Here is a 23228-nt window from a genome sequence, read left to right as displayed (position 1 = left end):
GCCCGCGGGCCGGTTTTTACGCCGCTCCGAAGAGCCGCAACCGCTTACTGCTTGCGACGGCGGCGCAGCCCGCCCAGCAGCGCACCGCCCAGCGCCAGCAGCGCCATGCTGCCCGGTTCCGGGACGAAGGTGGCCTGGCCGCCGGTGGCCTGGTTCAGGTAGTCGGTGTAGCTGCCCAGCACGATGCCGCCGAAGTAGGTGCCGAAGGTGCCGTCGACGTCATCGGCGTTCCAGATGCCGCTGAAGGTGTTATTCGCCACCAGCATCAGTTCGCCGTTACGCACGATGAAGGACGGGCCGCCCGAATCGCCGCCGCCGATGCTGGCTTCCTTGTCGTTCGGCAGTTGCGGGGTGCAGACGCCGAACTGCTCGCAGAACAGGTCCTTGCCTGCGCCGTCGAAGTCGGCGTAGTAGACCTCTTCCTTGCCGGCCACGAAGCCCTGCTCGTCGTCCAGGTCGAACAGGTCGACGTAGTTTTCGCCGGTGCGCTTCACGAAGAAGTCCGGAGCGATGTAATAGCCGTTGGTGCCGTCGCCCGAGGTGCCGTAGCCGGCCATGATGATGTGGGTGCCTTCGGCGATTGGTGCGTTTGAGATCTTGTAGATCTTGGCGCTGGCCGGCGCGTCGCGGCCCAGCGTGATGACCGAGATGTCGTCGTTCACGCAGAACGAGTTGACGCCGGCCGGGCAATTGCCGAAGCCCTGGTAATCCGGGTTCATCGACACCTTGGTGGCGGTGATCAGCTCGTACTGGCTGCCGTTGTTGTTGAAGATGACGCGCACGTCGTTGCCCGGCTTGTTGATGTCGATGACGGCGCCGTTGCCGTTGGTATCGACGCAGTGACCGGCCGACACGACCTGGCGCTTGCCGACCAGTGCGCCCGAGCAGATGTAGGATTCACGCTCGCCGGCGGCATTGTTGTAACGGATATTGATGCTGACGACACCCGAGAACGGCGACGAGGCGGTGTTCGGGTCGATGCGGTTGTCAGGCGTGTCCGGCAGCGCGCCCGAGACGATGGTCGGCTTCAGCGAGCCGCTCGTACCAACGATAGCGGCCTGAGCCTGGACGCCGGCCAGCGCGGTGACGAGGATGGCAGCGGTACCGAACAGCTTCTTGTACATCGATTTTGGTGTCAGCATTTCTTATCCTTGGTAAAGAATCTTATGTTGTGTGCGCTAACGTACGCCCGGGACTACTGAGCAGGAAGTGTGCCAGCAGGAAAATTCCCAAAGGAATCAACACCTTATTTACGGGCGTAAATATATTCCAAGAATCAAATGTAAAATTTCCCGACGAAAAAAAGCGGCTTCTCAGCCGCTTTTCCATGCCGGGCATTGGCCGGTTTCGTTTATTTCACGTCGAGCAGGCTGATGTCGAAGATCAGGTTGGCGTTCGGCGGAATCGGCCCGGCACCGCGCTCCCCGTAAGCGAGCGCGGCCGGTACCACGAGGGTGCGCTTGCCGCCCACTTTCATGCCGACCAGGCCCTGGTCCCAGCCCGGCATGACCTTGCCCGAACCGAGGGCAAAGGTGAAAGGCGCACCGCCAGTCGAGGTATCGACCTGGGCGCCATGCTGCTGCGGCGCCTTCGGCGAATACAGCCAACCGGTGTAATGCACGGTGACGGTGGCGCCGGCGGTGGCGGTCTTGCCCTGGCCGACGACGGTATCGGTTTTCTGCAGCGGCGGCGGCGCGGCGGCGGCCGTGCTGACAACCAGGGCGAGTCCGAGGGCGAGCACGGCGGTGGTACGAAGGAAAGTCATCGGGATAGGCTCCGCTTTGGGGATGAAGTGCGCATGAGTATTGCCCAAGCTTAATATTTGCACAAGCTGCGGCGCCTTCGTGTTAATGTCGTAGCAAGCTCACCACAAAGGAAAGAAATGGCATTACCAGCCCGCTTCATCGCCTCTGCCGTGCTTGCCCTCCTCCACCTGGCGGCCAGCCCGGCCTTCGCCGCGCCGGATGCGACTTACCTGCAAAACGAACTCGACGGACGTGGCCGCTGCCTCGGCAGCGCCGGCGGCAAGGTCGCCATGGCAGCCTGCAACCAGGGCCCTGACCAGCAATGGTTCGTCACCCGCGGCGACCTGCCGGGCTACGACAAATTCCACACCGCGGCGAATGGCGCGGCTGCCTGCCTGGCCGTGCATCCGGACGACCCGAAGCAACTGCTGGCCATGGAAGCCTGCAGCCAGGCCGAGAACCAGCAGTGGTACATCGAACGCCTGAGCGACGTGCCGCGGCTGATGCGCATGACCAACCGCGAAACCGGCGCCACGCGCTGCCTGGAAGCCGTGCAGACCGGGATGCGCATGACGCCCTGTTCGCGGCGCCAGGGCGGGCACCGCTGGCACAGCAATTACATCCCGACGATGTAGCGCCTAGCGCCGGGCGGCGGCCTTGACCAGGGCATCGGCCAGAGCCCCGATCGCGCTGGGCTTGCGCACGAAGCCCATCTTCAAGCCCTGCAGGCGCTCGGGTGCGAGCACATAACCGCTGGTCAGCACGACCGGCAAATGCGGATGCTGCGTTGCCAGCCAGCGCGCCAGGCCGATGCCGTCCAGCTCGCCGGGCATCATGACATCCGACAGGACGACATCGATCGCCGACAGGTCCAGGCGCACGGCGGCATCCGCGCTGTCGGCGGTCGTCACCGTCGCGCCGAGCGATTGCAGCATCGCTGCGGTCACCTCGGCAACGTCCGGATCGTCTTCGACATACAGGACACGCAGGCCCTTGATTTCCTGCCCCGCCTGTTTTTTTTCGGCGGCTGCGGTGTCGGAAGCGGATGCGCAGCGCGGCAGCAGAATGCCGACCGCGGTACCGGTTTCCTCGCGCCGAATAAAGGCCAGGCCCTTGCTCTGGATGGCGAAGCCGTACACCTGCGACAGGCCGAGCCCTGTTCCCTTGCCGAAGGACTTGGTGGTGAAAAACGGTTCGAAGGCGTTCTGCGCGGTTTCCGCCGACATGCCATGGCCGTTATCGGTCACGCAGATCTCGACGAAGTCGCCGGCGAGATGCGCGCCTTCCGGCAGCGCCGCATCGGGCAGCGTCCGGTTGCGTGCCGCCAGCACCAGCCGGCCCGCGTCCGGCATGGCATCGCGCGCATTGCCCGCGATATTCAGGAGGGCGGCGTCGAGCTGCGAGGGGTCGACCAGCACCCGCCACAGGCCCGGCGTGATCTGCAGCCGCACCTGCACCTCGGGGCCCAGCATGTGCAGGATCATCTCGGATACCGTGTGCAGGTGCTTGCGCAGATCCAGCACGATGTTCGCGAGGGGCTGGCGACGGGCGTAAGCCAGCAACTGCTGCGTCAGCGATCCGCCCTGGTCGGCGGCGCGGCGTATGCTTTGCAGCGCGCGCAGCACCCGCGCGTCGGGCTCCGGACCCAACAGCAGGCGCAGCAGGGTCTCGCTGCCGGTCACCACCTGCAGGATATTGTTGAAATCGTGGGCGATGCCGCCGGTCAGCTGTCCCAGCGATTCCAGCCGCTTCGCCTCCGCCAGGGTCTGCTCGACGCGCCGCCGCTCGGCGATCTCGGCCTGCAATTCGCGGGTGCGCTCGGCCACCGTCGATTCCAGCTTTTCCGCATGCTCGGCAAGCTCCTGCATCTGGTCGCGAACCGCGAACTGCAGAAGACGCGCGCGGCGCGCCGAACGCATGGCCATGACCAGGGTCAGACGGGCGGCAGGCCGCGTCAGCAAAGTGACGTTACCGATCTCGGCCAGGTGGACGAAGCGGTTGGTGTCGATCCGACGCTGGTCGGCGTCGGCCAGCACCAGCAGCGGCAGGTTGGACCATGGCGGCTGCGTCCGCAACAGCCTGCTCAACTCGTCCGGCGCGCAGCGCGCAATGCCCTCCTCCGTCATCACCGCGAACAAAGGCGTGTTGCCGAGCGCGGCATAGAACTCGCCGGCATCGGCGCAGCAATGCGCACGCATCGCCTCTTCCTCGAGCAGCGCGCGCAGCGTGACGGCATCGCGCGGGACCGGCGCGAAGACGACGACGGCAGGGTCGGGCTCAGGTTTCAAGTGACGCCGCTCCCAGCTGTTCATCGCGGGCCTTCACCCGCCCGCCGACGCGGATGCCGTCATCGGTGAGGCAGAGGACCCGGATATCGTGTGCGTGCCGGCCCTGGCGCTTCTTCAGCACGCAGACCGCCTTGCACACCACGTTCCTGTGTTCGTAGTAGCGCAAGGAAATAATGTTATCGGTAATCAGGCTCAGCGCGTCCGGCTCTTTCGAGGTGTCGAGCCTGGCCGAATGGGCGCCGACGATGATCGCCATCACGTTCATGTTGCTGAGGTAGGAAAACAGTTCGTGCATCTGGCGCAGCAGCGACCTTTCCTCGCGGATGACGTCGAGATAGGAATTGATGCTGTCGATGATCACCAGCCGGACGTCGAGATCCTCGACCAGGCGCCGCACGTTCCAGATGAACTCCCCCGGCGAGATACGGGACGGATTGACGCGGCGCAGATGGAAACGGCGCGTCTCGTCGTCGTCCTCGCGGTTGGCCGCGGCCTCGTCCTGCGCGCCGTCTTCTCCCATGCTGGCCACCAGGCGCGACCTGAGCGTGGTTTCGGATTCGTCGAAGTTGAAATAGCCGACATGGTGGCCAGATTTTACCGCCGACAAAGCGTATTGCAGCGCCACCGTGGTCTTGCCCACCCCAGAGGGCCCGAGCACCATGGTCGAACTTCCCTCGGTCAGGGGGCCGCAGAACAGCGCATCGAAGCTTTCAATGCCGCTGAACAGCTCGAACCCGGTGCGCGGGCGATGGTGCTCCTGCGCGATCAGGCTGGGGAAGACCAGGATTTCGCCGGTACGGATGCTGTAGTCGTGCCAGCCGCTCTGGAAATTTCCGCCGCGCAGCTTGACCACGCGCAGCCGCCTGCGCGCCGCGCCGAACGCGTGTTCGATCTGTTCCAGCGTGATCACGCCGTGCACGGCGCTTTGCAGTTCGAACTCGCGGCCATCGGAGGTCAGGTCGTCCAGCAGCAGGACGGACACGCCTTTCCTGCTCAGGCGCTGGCGCAAGGCGATGATCTGGCGCCGGTAGTGGCTGCTGTCGTAGGCCAGCAGCCGGATTTCGACCATCGAATCGATCACGATACGCGTGGCCGCGCTGCGTTCGACCTGGTCGGCGATCTGCTCGATCAGGCTCGACAGTTCCTTTTCGGTCGGCAGCAGGATGGTCTGTTCGTCGCCGGCATCGCCGGGCACCGGGATCATTTCGACGATGTCGATGCCATCCAGCGACCAGCCGTGGTTATCGGCGGCTTCCTGCAATTCGTCCAGCGATTCCGACAGACTCAGGTACAGACAGGACTCGCCCATTTTCAGGGCTTCGATCAGAAAGCGCAGCCCCAAGGTGGTCTTCCCGGTTCCGGGCCGCCCTTCGATCAGGTGAATGCGGCCCTGCAGCAGTCCACCATGCAGGACCGCATCGAGTTCGGGGATGCCGGTCGGTACCTTGACGGCCTTTGCATGCTTCATGACTTCGCGCTCCCGGGATATTGAGTATTTACCAATTTATCACGGGGGTTGGCGGCGCTTGGTACGCTCGCCAACAGAGCGAAGCGGAATCAGCGCACGCTTACTTCACGTCCAGCAGTTCGACGTCGAAGATCAGGTTCGCATTCGGCGGGATCGGACCTGCGCCGCGCTCGCCGTAGCCCAGTGCGGCCGGCACGATCAGCGTGCGCTTGCCGCCCACCTTCATGCCCTGCACGCCCTGGTCCCAGCCCGGGATCACCATGCCCGAGCCGAGCTGGAAGCTGAAGGGCTCCCTGCCGACCGAGGAGTCGAACTGGGCGCCATGCTGTTGCTGCGCGTTCGGCGAGTACAGCCAGCCGGTGTAGTGCACGACGACGGTGGTGCCGGCCGTCGCTTCCTTGCCGGTGCCTTGCACGGTATCGATCTTCTGCAGGGAGATCGGGGTGGCGTCGGCCGGCGCGGCGGCCGGAGCCGAGGCCTGTCCTTCGCCGCGCTTGCAGCCGGTCAGGGTCAGGGACATGGCGACGCCGAGCGCGCAAATGGAGAGCAGCTTTTTCATGGGTTTCTTTCGTGGTGGTGTTGAAGCTTATTGGTGCAGGGTCTTGACAAAGGAGCGGATACCGCCCAGCAGCATCTCGATCGACATCGCCGTCAGGATCAGGCCCATCAGGCGCTCGAAGGCGGTCATGACCTGTTCGCCGAGCGCCTTCTGCAGCCGCTCGGCGGCCAGGAACACCGCCAGCCAGACCACGCCGACGGCAGCCAGCGCGGCCACGTGGACCATCACCTCTTCCACATTGTTCGAGGTGAACAGCAGCACGGTGGCCAGCGCCGAGGGCCCGGCCAGCGCCGGGATCGCCAGCGGCACGATGAAGGGCTCGCCGCCATTGCTGCGGCCCAGCACGCCGTCCGGATGCGGGAAGATCATGCGGATCGCGATGATCAGGAGGATCACGCTGCCGCCGATGCGCAGCGAGATGTCGGTGAGCTGCAGCGCCGCCAGGAAGTGGCGGCCGAAGAACATGAAGATCAGCAGCAGCAGGAACGCGATGGCGCACTCGCGCAGCACGATGCGCGGCCGGCGTACCGGCGGCACGTCCTTCAGCGCGGTCACGAACAGGGGCACGTTGCCGAAGGGGTCAGTGACGAGCAGCAGCAGGATGAATGTCTGGAAAAAGCTTTGAGTCATGAAGCGATTTTATATGAAGGATGTGTTGGTCAGCCGTCCGCATCCAGCACGGCCTGCAGCGTCACGATGTCGACCGGCTTGACGAAGTGGTGGTCGAAGCCGGCGGCGTGGGCCAGCGTGCGGTCGTGGGCCTGGCCGTAGCCGGTCAGGGCCAGGTAGCGGGCTTGCGCGGTGGCCGCTACGCTGCGCAGGCGGCGCGCCAGTTCGTAGCCGTCCATGTCGGGCAGGCCGATGTCCAGCACCAGCACGTCGGGCGCAAAGGCGGCGGCGTCGCGCAGCGCCGATTTGCCGTCGAAGCGGACCACGACCTCGTGGCCGAGCAGCGCCAGCAGTTCGCCCAGGCTGTTCGCAGCGTCGACGTTGTCGTCCACCACCAGGATGCGCTTGGTGCGCGCGGCCTTGCCGGCGCCGGACGCCGGCTGGCTGCCCGCATCGGGCTCGGCGGCTTTGCTTTGCACCAGCAGCGGCAGTTCGACTTCGAACACGCTGCCCTTGCCCGGGCCCGCGCTCTGCGCCCGCACCTGGCCCTCGTGCAGGGCCACCAGGCTCTTCACCAGCGCCAGGCCGATGCCGAGGCCGCCCTGGGAACGGTCGGGCGTGCGCACGCCCTGGGTGAAGATGTCGAACACATAGGGCAGCGGCATCGAGCCCACGCTGCTCCCTGTTCTCGAAGCCGGCCGTGAAACCCGTGTACTCGAACCAGCGCTCGTTATAGAAATCGTGGGTGCCGTCCGGCAGGTTCGACCACACCATGTGCGGAATCGCGTTGGCGATGGCGCGGAAACGGCTTTCGCTTTCGCGCAGCGCGGCATCGGCCCGCACCTGCTCGGTGATGTCGAAATGGGTCACCAGCGCACCGTCCACATTGCCGAGCGCATCGCGCAGCGGCGCGGCCGAGATCATGACGGTACGGCGCGTGCCGGGCTGGTCGAAGGGTTCGATGTCAATGATGCCCTTGACGTCTTCCTCGCCGCGCAGGGCGCGCGTCATCGGCCACTCGGCGGGCATCACCGGCTGGCCGTGGCGTGCCGAATTGTCGGCCCACCAGCCCTTGTAGGCGGCATACTCTTGCCAGCTCTCGGACATCGGATAGCCGGCGCCCCAGATGCGCTCCATCATCCGGTTACCGCTGACCAGCTTGCCGCTGGCGTCGGCGATCATGATGCCGGTCGGGACCGTGTCCAGCAGCGTGTCCAGGCGGTCGCGCTGGCGCGCCGCCATCTCCGCCGCCTGCTGGCAGCGCAACTCGGATTCGACGTGGTCGGTCACGTCGCCGCCCTGCACGAAGATGCCGCACACCGCGCCCGCCTGGTCGAACCCCGGCTGGTAGACAAAGTCGACCCAGCGCACTTCCATGCCGCCGCCGCTCGCGCGCTGCAGCCGCACCGGCACGCGCCGCCCGACATAGGGCTCGGCGCTCGTGTACACCTGGTTGAGCAACTCGTAGAAGCCCTGGCTCTCGAGTTCGGGCAGCACCTCACGCAAGGGCTTGCCGATCGGATCGCGGCCGCCGATCAGGTGGCGATAGGTCGTGTTGGCGAGTTCGAAGCGGTGCTGCGGGCCGCGCAGCAGGGCCATGAAGCCGGGCGCGTTCTGGAACAGCTGGCGTAGTTGCTCCACCTGCTGCTGCAGGGCGCCCTCGGCGCGCACCTGCTGGGTCACCTCGGTCAGCACGCACAGGGCACCGCCAACCTTGCCCTTGTCGACGTAGACCGGGGTGTAGGAGAAATCGAACCAGGCCTGCTCCAGGGCGCCGTTGCGCAGGATCGTGAAAGGATGGCGCGTGAAGTGCAGCGATTCGCCGCCGAAAGTCCGGTCCAGCAAGGCGCCAACCTCGTCCCATACTTCGGCCCAGCTCTCCTGCATCGGCCGCGCCAGCGCCTGCGGATGCTTGGCGCCCAGCACCGGCAGGTAGGCGCCGTTGTACAGGAAGGTACGTTGCGGCCCCCACACCAGGAACATGGCGGCGTTCGAATTGAGCATCAGCTCCAGCACGGTGCGCAGCGGGCCGGGCCAGGTGCCGGGTTCGCCGAGCGGCGATTGGGTCCAGTCGACTTCGGACAGGAGCGTATGCAGGTCGCCGCTCGCATTCAACAGGGGATCTTGCACGGGGGCTCCGGGGCGTGAGTGTTGCAGCCGGCAATGATAACAAATACTCAAGCTGGGCCAAAAAAAATCGGGGCGCGGGCCCCGATTCAGCTTGCTCCCCCGCCTGCGCGGGGGGCCGTTTCCGACAGTGTCGGGAACGGCAACTCGATCAGTTCTTCTCGAACTTCTTCATCCATGCCGCCAGCTGGTGCGGACGCAGGCCGTCGTAGTCTTCGAACGGCTGGTGGATCCACGGGTTGTGCGGCAGGTCTTCCAGGTGGTAGTCCGGCTTGAAGGTCGAGGTGCCCTTGACCCAGATGACGGCCGAGCGCACTTCGCTGACGTCCGGGTAGTTGGTCTGCAGGTGCTCGCGCACTTTCTGCAGGGTCACGCCGGAGTCGGCCAGGTCGTCGACCAGCAGGATGCGGCCTGCCAGCGGGCCCTTGGTCATCGTCATGTACTTGGCGATGTCGAGGTTGCCCTGCTTGGTGCCGGCTTCTTCGCGGTAGGAGCTGGTCGACAGGATCGCCAGCGGCACGTCGAAGATGCGCGAGATCACGTCTCCCGGACGCACGCCGCCGCGCGCCAGGCACAGCACCATGTCGAACTTCCAGTTCGATTCGTAGACTTGCAGCGCCAGGCGCTCGACCAGGCGGTTGTACTCGTCCCAGGAGACCCACAGGTCCTTGTCGGTCGATGCAGGAGTATTCATCTATCTATATTCCTTGTTTTTATTCGAATCAGGCGGCGAACGGGTGACGCAGCACGATGGTTTCCACGCGGTCCGGGCCGGTCGACACCATGTCGACCGGGACACCGACCAGTTCTTCGATGCGCTTGATGTAAGCGCGGGCGTTCGCCGGCAGCTCTTCCATGGTCTTGGCGCCCACGGTGGACTCGGTCCAGCCCGGCATCTCTTCGTAGACCGGCACGCAGGCAGCGGCTTCTTCGGCGCCGACCGGGAAGATGTCGACGTCACGGCCGTCGATCTTGTAGCCGGTGCACAGCTTCAGCGACTCGATGCCGTCCAGCACGTCCAGCTTGGTCAGGCACATGCCCGTCACGCCGTTGATCTGGACCGAGCGGCGCAGCAGCGCGGCGTCGAACCAGCCGCAGCGGCGCGCACGGCCGGTCACGGTGCCGAACTCGTGGCCCACGCGCGACAGGTGCTCGCCGACGCCGGCGTCGGTCGGCAGCTCGGACGGGAACGGGCCCGAACCCACGCGGGTCGTGTAGGCCTTGGTGATGCCCATGATGTAGTGCAGCATGCCCGGGCCCACGCCCGAACCGGCGGCGGCGTTGCCGGCCACGCAGTTCGACGAGGTCACGAACGGATAGGTGCCGTGGTCGACGTCCAGCAGCGAGCCTTGCGCGCCTTCGAACAGCAGGCTGCCGCCGGCTTTGTGCGCGGCGTACAGGGCCGAGGAGACGTCGCCGACCATCGGACGCAGGCGCGGCACCAGGGCCATCGCATCGTCGAAGGTCTTCTGGAAGTCCACTGCCTGGCCGCCCAGATAGCCGGTCAGCACGAAGTTGTGGTAGTCCAGGTTCTCGCGCAGCTTCTCGGCGAAGCGGGTCTCGTTCAGCATGTCGGCGATACGGATCGCGCGGCGCGCCACTTTGTCTTCGTAGGCCGGGCCGATGCCCTTGCCGGTGGTGCCGATCTTGTTCACGCCGCGCTTGGCTTCGCGGGCGACGTCGATGGCGACGTGGTACGGCAGGATGACCGGGCAGGCTTCCGAGATCTTCAGGCGCGAGGCGACTTCGAGGCCGGCAGCTTCCAGCTTGTCGATTTCGCGCATCACGTCCGGCACCGACACCACCACGCCGTTGCCGATGTAGCAGGCCACGCCTTCGCGCATGATGCCCGACGGGATCAGTTGGAGTGCCGTCTTCTGGCCATTGATCACCAGCGTGTGGCCGGCGTTGTGGCCGCCCTGGAAACGCACCACGCCGGCGGCGTGGTCGGTGAGCCAGTCGACGATCTTACCCTTGCCCTCATCGCCCCATTGGGTGCCGATGACAACGACGTTCTTAGCAGTATTTGACATCACTTAACCTAAGTTTTTGAGAATCCAATTTCCTTGTTCGAGGACGAGCACACGGTCGCACTCGAACTCGTCCTGTACGTTCTCGTGACCCGGCATGGACTGGATCACGACTTCACCGCTATTGCGCAGTTCGGCGATTTTTTCGCGCAGCTCGGGCGCATTGCCCCACGGCGCACGGATGGCGTGTTTGCGGTCGGCGGTCGGCAGCAGCCGCGCCAGCTCGCGCAGGTCGAGCGAGAAGCCGGTGGCCGGACGCGCGCGTCCGAAGGCTTCGCCGACGTGGTCGTAACGGCCGCCGCGGGCGACGGCGTTCGGCAGGCCCGGCACGTAGAGCGCGAACATGGCGCCGCTCTCGTACTGGTAGCCGCGCAGGTCGGCCAGGTCGATCGCGATCTGGGCGCGGCCGCCGATGGCAGCGGCCAGCGCCGCCAGTTCGGCCAGCGCGCGGGTGATGCCCGGCAGCGCCGGCAGCAGTTCCCTGGCACGCGCCAGCACCTCGACGTCGCCATACAGGTTCGGCAGCGCCATCAGGGCGGCGCGGGTCGCGCTCGCGTAGTGTTCGGTGGCCTCGGCCAGGCCCGGCATGTCCTTGGCCTTCAGCAGGCCGTGCAGCAGCTGCTCGTCGCGCCTGGCCATGGCGTCTTCGGCCAGGATCGCCCGCAGCACGCCGGCGTGCGACAGGTCCAGGCGCGGCGACTCGAAGCCGGCCAGCGCCAGCGAGGCCAGCGCCAGTTCCTGGATCTCGGCATCCGCTTCGAGGCCGGCATGGCCGTAGATCTCGGCGCCGATCTGCAGCTGCTCGCGGGTGGCGTGCAGGCCGGACGGGCGGGTGTGCAGCACGGTGCCGGCGTAGCACAGGCGGGTCACGCTGTCGCGGTTCAGCAGGTGGGCGTCGATGCGGGCGACCTGGGTGGTCATGTCGGCGCGCAGGCCGAGCAGGCGGCCGCTCATCGTGTCGACCAGCTTGAAGGTCTTGGAATCGGTGTCCTGCCCCGCGCCGGCAAGCAGCGACTCGACGTACTCGAGCATCGGTGGCATCACCAGCTCATATCCGTAGGTGCGGAAGGTGTCGAGCATCAGGCGGCGCAGTTCCTCGATCTTGCGCGCTTCGGACGGCAAGACGTCGGCGATATTCTCGGGCAGTAGCCAGGTAGGCATGGGCAAAGCGAATGGGAGTTGTTAAAGATTGGTCAACAGAATGCGCGGCTTTGCACGCGTATTCTGCGCCGAATCGACGATTTTAACCGAAAACCAAGCTGGAATGGCGCAGAAAGTTGTAGGGTGGGCACACCGTGCCCACGCGAACGCATGCGAAATGCGGGCGGCATGCGTGGGCACGGGGTGCCCACCCTACGGATTACTTGCCCGCGCCCGGGCCTTTGAAATACTTGAAGAACTCCGAGTTCGAGTCCAGCACCAGCACATCGCTGCGGCTCTTGAAGGTCGCGCGGTAGGCTTCGAGCGAGCGGTAGAAACGGTAGAACTCCGGGTTCTTGCCGAAGGACTGGGTGTAGATCTGGGTGGCTTTCGCATCGCCCTCGCCCTTGATGGTCTCGGCGTCGCGCACCGCTTCGGCCAGGATCACGGCGCGCTGGCGCTCGGCGTCGGCGCGGATTTCCTCGGCTTCGGCCTGGCCCGTCGAGCGGGTTTCGTTGGCGGCGCGGATGCGGTCGGCCTTCATGCGTTCGATCACGGCGCCGCTCACCTGGGCCGTGAAGTCGACGCGCTTGAGGCGCACGTCGACGATCTCGACACCCATCTGGCGGCCGGCCGCGGCGATGCGTTCGCGCAGCGCGGCGTCGATCTGGGCGCGCTGGCCGGACAGGACATCGCCGACTTTGCGCGTGCCGATCTCGGCATTCATGGCCACTTGCACGGCCTGGGCCACGCGCTCGGCGCCGCGTTCGGCGCTGTTCTGGCTGCTGCCGGCGCCGGTCGCGGTTAGGTACTGCCGCGGATCGCTGATGCGCCATTTGACGAAGGCGTCGGCCAGCAGATCCTTCTTCTCTGCCGTCAGGAAGCGTTCGCCGTCGGCGGTGTCGAGGGTCTGCAGGCGCTTGTCGAGGTAGACCACGTTCTGCAGCGGCGCCGGCAGCTTGACGTGCAGGCCGGGCTGCTGGATCACTTCACGCAGCTCGCCGAGGGCATACACCACGGCAAAGCGGTGCTGGTCGACCACGAATACGCTCGAGCTCAACAGGGTCAGGACGATGGCCGCCCCGATGGCGATCGATATCAGGCGGTTCATCAGCGGGTCTCCCTTTCACGCGAAGATTCGCGGCTGCGCGGATCGGTCTTGCGCACCGATTCGGACGGATGCGCTTCCTGTGCCGGTGCCGGCTGATTTTGCGGCTGCGCCTGGGCCTGGGCTTGCGGCTGGGCTTGCGTTTGCGGCTGGGCTTGCGCCTGGGCCGCGTTGCCGTTCACGGTGACGGTGCCGACGTTCGGGACCGGCTGCTGGCCTGGCACCGCCTGCGCCGGTGGGATCACCGGGCCGGACCGGCTGCCCATCGCCGCTTCGTTGGCGACCGAACGGGTCAGCATCTGGTCGAGCGGCAGGTTGATGGTCGCAGCCGCCTTGGCGTCGATCATGACCTTGCTGGTGCTGGAGAAGATCTGCTGCATGGTGTCGATGTACATGCGGTCGCGGGTGACGGCGGGCGCTTTCGCGTACTCGGCCACGACCTGGTTGAAACGGGCGGCATTGCCTTCGGCCGTGTTGACGGTGGTGGCGCGGTAGGCTTCGGCATCCTGCTTCATGCGCGCGGCACGGCCCTTGGCTTCGGGGATCACGTCGTCGGCATAGGCTTGCGCCTCGGCGCGGGCGCGGTTGCGGTCTTCCTGGGCCTTGACGGTTTCCTCGAAGGCGGCGGCGACCTGCTCCGGCGCGCTCAGGGATTGCACGGTCACGCCGGTGATCTCGGCGCCCATCTTGTAGCGCGCAAGCATCTGCTGGATCATGCGCTGGGCCTCGCCGGCCAGCTTGTCGCGGCCTTCGAACAGCAGCGCATCCATCTTGCTGCGGCCGACCAGTTCGCGCGTGGCGGTCTCGGCGGCGTCGCGCACGGTCTCGACCGTATCGCTGTTGTTGAATGCCCATGCCACCGGATCGACCACCTTGTACTGCACCGAGAGCTGGACGTCGACGATGTTCTCGTCCGCGGTCAGCATCAGCGCTTCGTTGGCCTGCTTGTTGCGCACGTTGGCGCGATAGCCGAGTTCCACGGTCTGGATCTGGGCCACGTTGACCATCTTGTGCGACTGGATCGGGGCCGGCCAGCGCCAGTTGAAACCGGCGCCGGTCTTGTGCGAGAGTTCGCCGAAGGTGCTGACCAGGCCGACCTGGCCTTCCGGCACGATGAAGGCGCCGCTGGCGAGCCAGATCAGGAGCAGGATGGCGCCGACCACCGAAGCGGTGACGCCGACGCCGCGCGCATCGGGGCGGTAGCCGCCGCCGTCGCTGCCGCCGCGCTTGCCGAACAGGCGGTTCAAACGCTGGTTGAAGTCGCGCCAGAGTTGGTCGAGGTCGGGTGGGCCGTCGTTGCCGGGGCCCTTGCCCTGCTGGGCTTTCGGCTTGTCGCCGGATTTCGGATTGTGGCCCCAACGGGGGTCGTGCAGTGACATAGGCTAGTGTGGACCCACATGGGTGGAGTTCGGAATATGCTCGGCGTCAGCCAGCGCAATCGCGGGATCAGCGGCTTCGCCGGGCTCGGCGCGGGCTGCTTCGACGATGGCGTCGCGCAGCAGATCCAGGCCTGCCCCACTGTGGGCGCTGATAAAAACGCGGCTGATTTTATCATATTCATCACGTTCCACCCCGGGCTCCAGCCCGGCCGCATCGATCTTGTTCCAGACAAGGATTTGCGGAATGTGGTCTGCGCCGATCTCGCGCAGCACCTCATTGACCTGCTCGATCTGCTCCATCCGCACCGGAGAGGAGCCGTCGACCACGTGCAGCAGCAGGTCGGCATGGATGGTTTCTTCCAGCGTGGCGCGGAAAGCGGCCACCAGCTGGTGCGGCAGTTCGCGCACGAAACCGACGGTATCGGAGATCACCACGTTGCCGGTTTCCTCGCCCAGGTAGAGGCGGCGGCTGGTGGTATCGAGGGTCGCGAACAGCTGGTTCGCGACGTACACCCCGGCCTTGGTCAGGGTGTTGAACAGGGTCGACTTGCCGGCGTTGGTATAGCCGACCAGCGACACCGAGAAAGTCTGGTTGCGGCCGCGCGAACGGCGCTGGGTCTCGTGCTGCTTGCGCAGCTTGGCCAGGCGGGTGCGCAGCATCTTGACGCGCTCGCCGATCAGGCGGCGGTCGGTCTCGAGCTGGGTTTCACCGGGGCCGCGCAGGCCGATACCGCCCTTCTGGCGCTCCAGGTGAGTCCAGCCGCGGATCAGGCGCGTGGCCAGGTGTTGCAGCTGGGCCAGCTCAACCTGCAGCTTACCCTCGTGGCTCTGGGCGCGCTGGGCGAAGATGTCGAGGATCAGGCTGGTGCGGTCCAGCACCCGGACGTTCAGGCGCTTTTCCAGGTTACGCTGCTGGGCCGGCGAGAGCGCATGGTTGAAGATGACGATTTCGATCCGCTCGGCCAGGCAAGCCTGGCCGATCTCGTCCGCCTTGCCGCTGCCGACGAAATGCGCGGGATCGGGACTATTGCGTTTTGCGGTGATCGTGGTGATCGGCTCCGCTCCGGCGGAGCGCGCCAGCAGTGCCAGTTCTTCGAGACTGGCCTTGAAATCGCCAGTCCCGAAGTCGATGCCGACCAATGCGGCGCGCATGGTGTTACCGGAGACGTCTGCCATCGGCCTTACTCGGCGTCCTGTTCGAGGTTGAGGTTGACGGCGCGAGCGGGAACGACGGTGGAAATGGCGTGCTTGTAGACCATCTGGGTGACGGTATTACGGAGCAGAACCACGTACTGGTCGAAGGACTCGATGTGTCCCTGGAGCTTGATCCCGTTGACCAGGTAGATCGAGACGGGGACGTGCTCCTTACGCAATGCGTTCAGGAATGGGTCTTGTAACAGTTGCCCTTTATTGCTCATAACAGCTCCGTATGTTGTTGTCGTATAAAAATTGTGGCGCTACGCCAGTTTTCAAGTGCCTGGGTCAACATTCTCATTTTGTGAATGATGTCCCGCGGCTACTGTAACCTGTTTTGGCGTTTTCTGTCGTACTCGTACGGTTAGATCTGGCTTAATACGTCATCCCCGCGAAGGCGGGCAGCCGGGTTCGTCGATACGGGCAGAACTTGGGTTCCCGCCTCCGCGGGAACGACGGAAAGATCTTATTCCTGGCCTTTTGCGAACGGGTTCTTACCGCTGCGAAGTTCGATGCGCAGCGGCGTGCCGATCAGGTCGAAGGTGTCGCGGAAATGCTTTTCCAGGTAACGCTTGTACGGCTCGGTGATGCCATCCAGCGCATTGCCGTGGATGACGATGATCGGCGGGTTCTGGCCGCCCTGGTGGGCATAGCGCATCTTCGGGCGGGTGCTGCCCTTGCGCTTCGGCTCCTGCTTCTCGATCGCCTCCTGCAGCGCGCGGGTCAGGCGCGGGGTCGACAGCTTGGCGGTGGCCGCGGCGTACGCCGTGTCGATCGCCTTCATCAGGTGATTGATGCCGGTGCCCTTCAGCGCCGAGATGAACTTGGTCTCGGCAAAGCCCAGGAAGTCGAGCTTGCGGTCGATGTCGTTCTTGACCTGGTCGCGCTGGTCGGAGGTCAGGCCGTCCCACTTGTTGACGGCGACCACCAGTGCGCGTCCGGACTCCAGGATGAAGCCGGCGATGTGGGCATCCGACTCGGCGATGTCGGCCTGGGCGTCGAGCATCAGCACGACCACGTTGGCTTCCGAGATCGACTGCAGGGTCTTGACGACCGAGAACTTCTCGACCGCTTCGAACACCTTGCCACGGCGGCGAATACCGGCGGTGTCGATCAGGGTGTAGTGCTTGCCGCCCTTCTCGAACGGCACCTCGATCGAGTCGCGGGTGGTACCCGGCATGTCGAAGGCGATCACGCGCTGCTCGCCGACCAGGGTATTGATCAGCGTGGACTTGCCGACGTTCGGGCGGCCCACCAGCGCGATCTTGACGCCGTGGTCGGCCGGATCGAATTCCGCTTCCTCGGCCGGACGCAGGGTCGCGGCTTCGTCGATCGCTTCGTTGACGAGGTCGAGCACGCCGTCGCCGTGGGCGGCCGAGATCACATAGGGGTCGCCCATGCCCAGCTCATAGAACTCGGCGGTGACGCTGGTGTACTTCATGCCCTCGCTCTTGTTCACGACCAGCATGACCTTGCGGCCGGACTTGCGCAGGAAGTCGGTGATGGTCTTGTCGTGCGGCGTCAGGCCCTGGCGGCCGTCGACGATGAACATCACGATGTCCGCTTCGGCCACGGCCTGCTTCGTCTGCAGCGCCATCTCGTGCATGATGCCTTCCTTGGCGACCGGTTCGAAACCGCCGGTGTCGATCACCAGGAAAGGCCGCTCGCCCATGCGGCCCTCGCCGTAGTGACGGTCGCGCGTCAGGCCAGGCAGGTCCGCCACCAGCGCGTCGCGCGAGCGGGTCATGCGGTTGAAGAGTGTGGACTTCCCGACGTTCGGGCGTCCTACGAGTGCAATTACCGGCTTCATGTAAGTATCTTATTCCACCGCGATCGCTGTCACGGTTCCGTTTTGTGTTTGAAAAATCAGGTTCGAATCCGCGACCAGCGGCGTCGAGCTGATCGCACTGCCGTCGGTGGCGGCGCGGGCCAGGAAGGCGCCGTCCTCACGCGACAGGAAGTGCACGTAGCCTTGATAGTCGCCGACCGCGACCGTGCGGCCATAGGAGACCGGGGTCGAGACGCCGCGGAAGGCCAGCTTGTCGTTCTTCCAGGCGCTGGTGCCGCCATCGCGGTTGAAGGCGTAGACGGCGCCCTTGTCGTCGGTCGCGAAGACGAAGCGCTGGTCGACCGCCACGCCAACCTGCGACGAGAGGTCGCGGGTCCAGCGCGGGCTGCCGGTCAGCAGGTCCCAGCAGCCGGCGCGGCCCTGGTAGGACACCGCGCAGACGTCATTTTCGAAGACCACCGGGTAGCCGCCGATGTCGGTCATGCGTTCCAGTTCGGTGGCGCCGCGGGCAACGCCGACTTCGATTTCCCAGCGCGGCGCGCCGGTCGCCACCAGCAGCGACAGCAGCTTGCCGCCCGGCTGGGCGATGATGACGTCCTTGTCGTGCACCACCATGCCCGGCGCCAGGCGCAGGGTCAGCGGCGGCGCGGCGCGCTGCACGGTCCATTTCTTCTGGCCGGTCGCGGCATCGACACCGACGATGCGGTTGTCGACGCTGCGCGCCACCACCACGCCCTGCGCCACCACCGGCGAGGACAGGATCTCGCTCGACAGCTGGGTCTTCCACAGCTGCTTGCCGTCCATGTCGAAGGCCAGCAGCGTGCCCTTCTCGCCGCCGACCACGATCAGGCTGCCGTCGGTGCCGACGCCGGCGGTCAGGTCCATGCCGGCCTTGACGCGCCACAGCTGGCGGCCGCTGGCCGCTTCGGCGCGCACCAGGGTGCCGTCGCCGCCGGCCGCGATCACGGTATTGCCGGCCAGCGCGGGGGTGAACTGGTAGTTGCGGGACTTGCCGACTTCCAGCTTCCAGGCGGTGCGGACGGCCATCGACCCTTTCAGGTCGACCAGCGGCGCCGGCAGGTTGCCTTTCGGCTTGGATGCGAACGGGTTCAGCGAACTAATCGTCGAGCAGCCCGTCATCAGGGCGAGGACACCGACACCAACGAGCTTCCGGGTAATACGCATGTTCTTCTTGCCTTATTCTTCGAATGTCTACAAACGTCGTCTATATAAACGTCGTTCCCGCGAAGGCGGGAACCCAAGTTCAGCGTGAGCTGCCGTAACGCATGCAAACTTGGGTTCCCGCCTGCGCGGGAACGACGGTTAGGCTGCAGCCTTCGCTTCCGCCGGCACCGACCCGCCAATCGCTTCCAGCTTGATCTGCACGATCTGGCGGCCCGGGTTGCGCTTGTCCATCTTGGTCAGCGCGGCCTGGTAGGCGGTGCGGGCTTCGGCCAGCTTGTTCTGCGCGACCAGCACATCGCCCTTGCGGTCCTGCACTTCGGCGGCGAACTGCGGCAGGATGTCGGCGTTCAGCAGCGCCATCGCCTGGTCGTAGGCTTTTTCGTCGAGCAGCACGCCGGACAGGCGCAGGCGCGCGATCGACTTGATCTCGTCGTTGCCATGGTCGACCGCCCATTGCAGCTGGGCCTTGGCGGTCTTCAGGTCGTTGGCGTCGAAGGCGGTCTTGGCGGCCACCAGCGCGGCCATCGGGGCATAGGCGGTGCCGTCGAACTTGCTTTCGACGTCGCCGGCCATGCGCTGCACCTTGGCATTGTCGTTGGCTTGCGCGGCTTCGGCCAACTGGTCGTACAGCGCCGCCGCTTCGGCCGACTGGGTACGCTTGTGCGAGTTCCAGAAGTTGTAGCCGGCGTAGCTGCCCAGCGCGATGATCAGCACCCAGCTGATCAGGTTGCCAAAGCGTGCCCAGAAAGCTTTGAAATTGGCTATCTGTTCCTGTTCTTCGAGATCGTATGCCATGGACGTCTTTTCTATTCTAGTTGGGAATGATTAGTGGTGATGGTGGTGCTCGTCGCAGTCGGGGCCGCACTCGCCGCCGCCGATGACCTGGTCGACGATGTGGTCGACCGCCTCGTCGAAGGCAACGCTGGTCTGCTGGGCGCTACCCTCCGCGCCGCGCAGCGATTTCACGGCGACGACTTCGTTCTTGACCTCGTCCTCGCCGATGATCACGGCGAACGCGGCGCCGGAACCGTCGGCTTTCTTCATCTGGCTCTTGAAGCTGCCGGCGCCCTGCGGGGTCGCGCAGTGCAGCACCACGTCCAGGCCGGCATCGCGGATGCGCTCGGCCAGGATGAAGGCTTTCATCTGCGCTTCTTCGCCCTGGTGCACCATGTAGACGTCGCACTGGCTCGGCGCGGCCGGCTCGCCCTGGCTCTTCATCAGCTCGATCAGGCGCTCCATGCCCATCGCGAAACCGATGCCCGGGGTCGGCTTGCCGCCGAAGGTCTCGATCAGCGGGTCGTAGCGGCCGCCGGCGCAAACCGTGCCCTGGGCGCCCAGTTCGTCGGTGACCCATTCGAACACGGTGCGGTTGTAGTAATCCAGGCCGCGCACCAGGCGCGGGTTGACCGTGTACTGGACGTTGTTGGCGTCGAGGATCTTCTTCAGACCCTCGAAGTGGGCCAGCGATTCGCCGCCCAGGTAGTCCAGCAGCTTGGGCGCCTTGTTCACCATGTCCTGCATCGCCGGGTTCTTGGTGTCGAGGATGCGCAGCGGGTTGGCGTGCAGGCGGCGCTGGGCTTCGGCGTCGAGCACGCTGGCGTTGGCTTCGAAATAGGCGATCAGGTCGGCGCGGTGGCGCTGGCGCTCCTCGGCGTTACCGATCGAATTCAGTTCCAGGCGGATGTTGTCCAGGCCCAGGTCGTCCCACACGCGGCGGCACAGCATGATCAGCTCGGCGTCGATGTCCGGGCCGGCAAAGCCGATCGCTTCGGCGCCGAACTGGAAGAACTGGCGATAGCGGCCGCGCTGCGGACGCTCGTGGCGGAACATCGGGCCCTTGTACCACAGGCGCTTCGGACCGTCGTAGGCCAGGTTGTGCTCGACCACGGCGCGCACCGCGCCGGCCGTGCCTTCCGGGCGCAGGGTCAGCTGGTCGCCGTTCATCGAGTCTTCGAAGGAATACATTTCCTTCTCGACGATGTCGGTGACGGCGCCGATGGCGCGCGCGAACAGGCCGGTTTCCTCGACGATCGGGGTGACGATCTTCTGGTAGCCGTAGCTCTTCAGCACGGATTCCACGGTGTTTTCGAACAGTTCCCACAGCGGCGCGTCGGCCGGGAGGATGTCGTTCATGCCTTTGATGGCGGTGAATTTCTCTTTTTTGTCGGACATTTCTATTTGCTCTTGCTGCGCAACGTGGGCACGGGGTGCCCACCCTACAACGTTAACTTACGGCGGCTTCCAGCCCCAGGCTCACGCCTGGGTCGCTGCGCCGGCGAGCGACGTGTCGCTCGAAACCCCGGCTCGCCCATAATTCTTCTGCACGTAATTCAGCACGATCGTCTTGAACTCATCCACGATCCGCTCGCCCCGCAGTGTAGCGACCTTTTGGCCATCCACAAAGACCGGCGCCGCCGGCGATTCGCCGGTGCCCGGCAGCGAGATGCCGATGTTGGCGTGCTTCGACTCGCCCGGACCGTTGACGATGCAGCCCATCACGGCCACGTTCATCGCTTCCACGCCCGGGTAGGTCTTCTTCCATTCCGGCATCTGCTCGCGCAGGAAGGTCTGGATGTTGTCGGCCAGTTCCTGGAACACGGTCGAGGTGGTACGGCCGCAGCCCGGGCAGGCGATCACCATCGGCGTGAACTTGCGCAGGCCCATGGTCTGCAGGATCTCCTGGCCGACCACGACTTCCCTGGTGCGATCGCCGCCCGGTTCCGGCGTCAGCGAGATGCGGATGGTGTCGCCGATGCCTTCCTGCAGCAGCACGGACAGGGCCGCGGTCGAGGCGACGATGCCCTTGCTGCCCATGCCGGCCTCGGTCAGGCCCAGGTGCAGCGGGTAGTCGCAGCGCTTGCCGAGTTCGCGGTAGACGGCGATCAGGTCCTGCACGCCCGACACCTTGCACGACAGGATGATCTTGTCGCGCGCCAGGCCGATTTCCTCGGCGCGCACGGCATTCTCGATCGCCGAGGTGATCAGGGCTTCGTACATCACGGCCTGGGCCGTCCACGGCTGGGCGCGCGCGGCGTTCTCATCCATGATGCGGGCCAGCAGCGACTGGTCCAGGCTGCCCCAGTTGACGCCGATGCGCACCGGCTTGTCGTAGCGGATCGCGGTTTCGATCATCTGGGCGAACTGGCTGTCGCGCTTGGCGCCCTGCCCCACGTTGCCCGGATTGATGCGGTACTTCGACAGCGCCTGCGCGCATTCCGGGTAGTCGCGCAGCAGCAGGTGGCCGTTGTAATGGAAGTCGCCAACCAGCGGCACGTCCACTTCCATTTTATCCAGCTGCTCGCGGATGGCCGGCACGGCGGCCGCCGCTTCCGGCGTATTGACCGTGATGCGCACGACCTCGGAACCGGCGCGCGCCAGCTCCTTGACCTGGATCGCGGTGCCGATCACGTCGGCGGTATCGGTGTTGGTCATCGACTGCACGACGACCGGGGCATCGCCGCCCACCCAGACCTTGCGCTCGCCGTTCTGGATCAGCACGCGGCGGCTGGCACGGCGCGCCAGCGGGCCGGACGGGATCGGCGAGTTCATCGTATTCATGTCTGTCATGTTGCGCTTTGGTTCGGTGTTATTGCAAATTAACCAACGAGTAAGTCTTGCCCGGCGCCAGCGGCAGCGCCACCGGAGCACCGCGCAGGCTGGCCGAGACGGCGCCCGGGTTGCCGACGATGACGCGCACCGGCTGGTCGACGTTCAGGGTCTCGGTGCTGCCGGCCTTGACCAGGCGCTTGATCATCGGCGTGCCGCCCTTGGCCGGCCGGACTTCGATCCAGGCATCCTCGCGCACGTTGAAGACCAGCGTGCTGGCCGCGGCAGGCGCGGCGGCGGCGGCTTGCGCCGGCGACTGGGTCTGCACCGGATTCGCCGGCGGCGTGCTCAGCTGCGCCGTCGAGCCGGCGACCGGCGGTGCGCCGGTGGCGGTGGTTGCCGGGGTGTTGACGACTGCACCCTGGGCCGCAGCCGGGGCGCTCGCGCCGGTGGCGGCATCGGCCGGGGCACTGGACTGACCCGGCACCGAAATCAAGGGCACCGAGGGATTCTGCAGGGTTTCGGTGGCACTGCCATGCATCTCGGCCGCGGCCGGCGCCGAAGCTGCCGGGGCGGCGGCCGTGGTGTCGGCATGCTGGCTGCCCGGAAGCAGACCGAAATGCCAGGCACCGGCGGCGACCGCCACCACCGCGACGGCGGCGGCGATCCAGCCCAGCGGCAGCGAAGAACGCTTGCCGTGCGAGGGGAATTTCGCCTGCGAGAACGAGGCCGGGGTCGGGCGGCGCACAGCCGCGTTGTTGACTTCGGCCTGGCCCGGGGTGTCGATGGCGATCTGCGCCACCAGCGGGGCCGGATCGATCCTGACCAGCTTGGCGTAGGCACGCACGAAACCGCGCGTCACGGCGGGGCTCGGCAAGGAGGCATAATCGCCCGCTTCCAGTGCCACCACCTGGCGCACGGCCAGTTTCAGCTGATCGGCCACCTGCTCCACCGTCCAGCCCATCGCTTCGCGTTGGGCGGCCAGCACCTTGCCTGGATGTCCACCCCGGTTGTCGGGCGTCGTCGGCTCTTCTGCACGCTCGGAACTCATCGTCGTCGTC

21 protein-coding genes and 1 pseudogene are annotated in these 23228 nt (G+C 65.7%); 1 reads left to right on the top strand and 21 read right to left on the bottom strand.

What is annotated here, in order from left to right; all coding sequences use genetic code 11:
• Positions 1-44: 44 nt before the first annotated feature.
• Entirely contained in the window at positions 45-1142 is a 1098-nt protein-coding gene (locus NX782_RS19315; RefSeq protein ID WP_258847105.1) for a trypsin-like serine protease, read from the bottom strand.
• 209 nt (positions 1143-1351) lie between these two features.
• Complete coding sequence (locus NX782_RS19310) at positions 1352-1765, bottom strand: FKBP-type peptidyl-prolyl cis-trans isomerase (RefSeq protein WP_258847104.1); 414 nt, start codon at positions 1763-1765, stop codon at positions 1352-1354.
• A gap of 117 nt (positions 1766-1882) precedes the next feature.
• On the opposite strand from NX782_RS19310, the gene NX782_RS19305 reads away from it, so the two are divergent.
• Complete coding sequence (locus tag NX782_RS19305) at positions 1883-2380, top strand: ricin-type beta-trefoil lectin domain protein (protein WP_258847103.1); 498 nt, start codon at positions 1883-1885, stop codon at positions 2378-2380.
• Positions 2381-2383: 3 nt separating this feature from the next.
• Here the strand turns inward: NX782_RS19305 and NX782_RS19300 are convergent, their stop codons facing one another.
• From NX782_RS19300 to NX782_RS19210, 19 genes and pseudogenes are all read right to left on the bottom strand, one after another.
• Positions 2384-4033 (bottom strand): response regulator, encoded by a 1650-nt coding sequence (locus tag NX782_RS19300; protein WP_258847102.1) that lies wholly within the window; start codon positions 4031-4033, stop codon positions 2384-2386.
• The gene (locus NX782_RS19295) at positions 4023-5501 is read right to left on the bottom strand and encodes a DUF7125 family protein (protein ID WP_258847101.1); all 1479 of its coding nucleotides are present in this window, start codon (positions 5499-5501) and stop codon (positions 4023-4025) included. The genes NX782_RS19300 and NX782_RS19295 overlap by 11 nt, the downstream gene beginning before the upstream one ends.
• Positions 5502-5601: 100 nt before the next feature.
• Complete coding sequence (locus NX782_RS19290; protein ID WP_258847100.1) at positions 5602-6060, bottom strand: FKBP-type peptidyl-prolyl cis-trans isomerase; 459 nt, start codon at positions 6058-6060, stop codon at positions 5602-5604.
• A 27-nt stretch (positions 6061-6087) separates the two neighbouring features.
• Positions 6088-6690, bottom strand: a complete 603-nt coding sequence (locus NX782_RS19285; protein ID WP_258847099.1) for a MarC family protein — start codon at positions 6688-6690, stop codon at positions 6088-6090.
• A gap of 29 nt (positions 6691-6719) precedes the next feature.
• The gene (locus NX782_RS19280; protein ID WP_441295307.1) at positions 6720-7343 is read right to left on the bottom strand and encodes a response regulator; all 624 of its coding nucleotides are present in this window, start codon (positions 7341-7343) and stop codon (positions 6720-6722) included.
• A gap of 223 nt (positions 7344-7566) precedes the next feature.
• Positions 7567-8652: pseudogene (locus tag NX782_RS26545) on the bottom strand (PAS domain-containing protein); the annotation flags it as partial.
• A gap of 295 nt (positions 8653-8947) precedes the next feature.
• Positions 8948-9490 carry a phosphoribosyltransferase gene (locus tag NX782_RS19270; protein WP_258847097.1) on the bottom strand — a complete coding sequence of 181 codons (543 nt, stop codon included), beginning with the start codon at positions 9488-9490 and terminating at the stop codon, positions 8948-8950.
• Positions 9491-9518: 28 nt separating this feature from the next.
• Entirely contained in the window at positions 9519-10829 is a 1311-nt protein-coding gene (locus NX782_RS19265) for an adenylosuccinate synthase (protein WP_258847096.1), read from the bottom strand.
• A gap of 3 nt (positions 10830-10832) precedes the next feature.
• Positions 10833-11987 (bottom strand): ATP phosphoribosyltransferase regulatory subunit, encoded by a 1155-nt coding sequence (locus NX782_RS19260; protein WP_258847095.1) that lies wholly within the window; start codon positions 11985-11987, stop codon positions 10833-10835.
• A gap of 199 nt (positions 11988-12186) precedes the next feature.
• Positions 12187-13077 (bottom strand): protease modulator HflC, encoded by an 891-nt coding sequence (gene hflC, locus NX782_RS19255; protein ID WP_258847094.1) that lies wholly within the window; start codon positions 13075-13077, stop codon positions 12187-12189.
• Positions 13077-14453 carry an FtsH protease activity modulator HflK gene (gene hflK / locus NX782_RS19250; RefSeq protein ID WP_258847093.1) on the bottom strand — a complete coding sequence of 459 codons (1377 nt, stop codon included), beginning with the start codon at positions 14451-14453 and terminating at the stop codon, positions 13077-13079. The genes hflC and hflK overlap by 1 nt, the downstream gene beginning before the upstream one ends.
• A 3-nt stretch (positions 14454-14456) precedes the next feature.
• On the bottom strand, positions 14457-15605 hold the full coding sequence (gene hflX / locus NX782_RS19245) for a GTPase HflX (RefSeq protein ID WP_258847112.1): 1149 nt from the start codon (positions 15603-15605) through the stop codon (positions 14457-14459).
• A gap of 29 nt (positions 15606-15634) precedes the next feature.
• Positions 15635-15871 (bottom strand): RNA chaperone Hfq, encoded by a 237-nt coding sequence (hfq, locus tag NX782_RS19240; RefSeq protein ID WP_036168820.1) that lies wholly within the window; start codon positions 15869-15871, stop codon positions 15635-15637.
• 242 nt (positions 15872-16113) lie between these two features.
• Positions 16114-17457 (bottom strand): ribosome biogenesis GTPase Der, encoded by a 1344-nt coding sequence (der, locus tag NX782_RS19235; protein WP_258847092.1) that lies wholly within the window; start codon positions 17455-17457, stop codon positions 16114-16116.
• 9 nt (positions 17458-17466) lie between these two features.
• The gene (bamB, locus tag NX782_RS19230; RefSeq protein WP_258847091.1) at positions 17467-18621 is read right to left on the bottom strand and encodes an outer membrane protein assembly factor BamB; all 1155 of its coding nucleotides are present in this window, start codon (positions 18619-18621) and stop codon (positions 17467-17469) included.
• A 138-nt stretch (positions 18622-18759) separates the two neighbouring features.
• The gene (locus NX782_RS19225) at positions 18760-19416 is read right to left on the bottom strand and encodes a YfgM family protein (protein ID WP_258847090.1); all 657 of its coding nucleotides are present in this window, start codon (positions 19414-19416) and stop codon (positions 18760-18762) included.
• Between the two features lie 30 nt (positions 19417-19446).
• A complete protein-coding gene (gene hisS, locus NX782_RS19220) occupies positions 19447-20793 on the bottom strand; it encodes a histidine--tRNA ligase (protein WP_258847089.1) in 1347 nt (448 codons plus the stop codon).
• Between the two features lie 81 nt (positions 20794-20874).
• The gene (ispG, locus tag NX782_RS19215) at positions 20875-22179 is read right to left on the bottom strand and encodes a flavodoxin-dependent (E)-4-hydroxy-3-methylbut-2-enyl-diphosphate synthase (protein WP_370661812.1); all 1305 of its coding nucleotides are present in this window, start codon (positions 22177-22179) and stop codon (positions 20875-20877) included.
• Between the two features lie 28 nt (positions 22180-22207).
• Entirely contained in the window at positions 22208-23218 is a 1011-nt protein-coding gene (locus NX782_RS19210; RefSeq protein WP_258847088.1) for a helix-turn-helix domain-containing protein, read from the bottom strand.
• Positions 23219-23228: the final 10 nt, after the last annotated feature.

It is taken from the genome of Massilia norwichensis, from assembly GCF_024753245.1.
Taxonomy (GTDB): Bacteria; Pseudomonadota; Gammaproteobacteria; order Burkholderiales; family Burkholderiaceae_D; genus Telluria; species Telluria norwichensis.
Note: the sequence above shows the minus strand (reverse complement) of the source record. Positions and strands in the feature narration are given on the sequence as shown.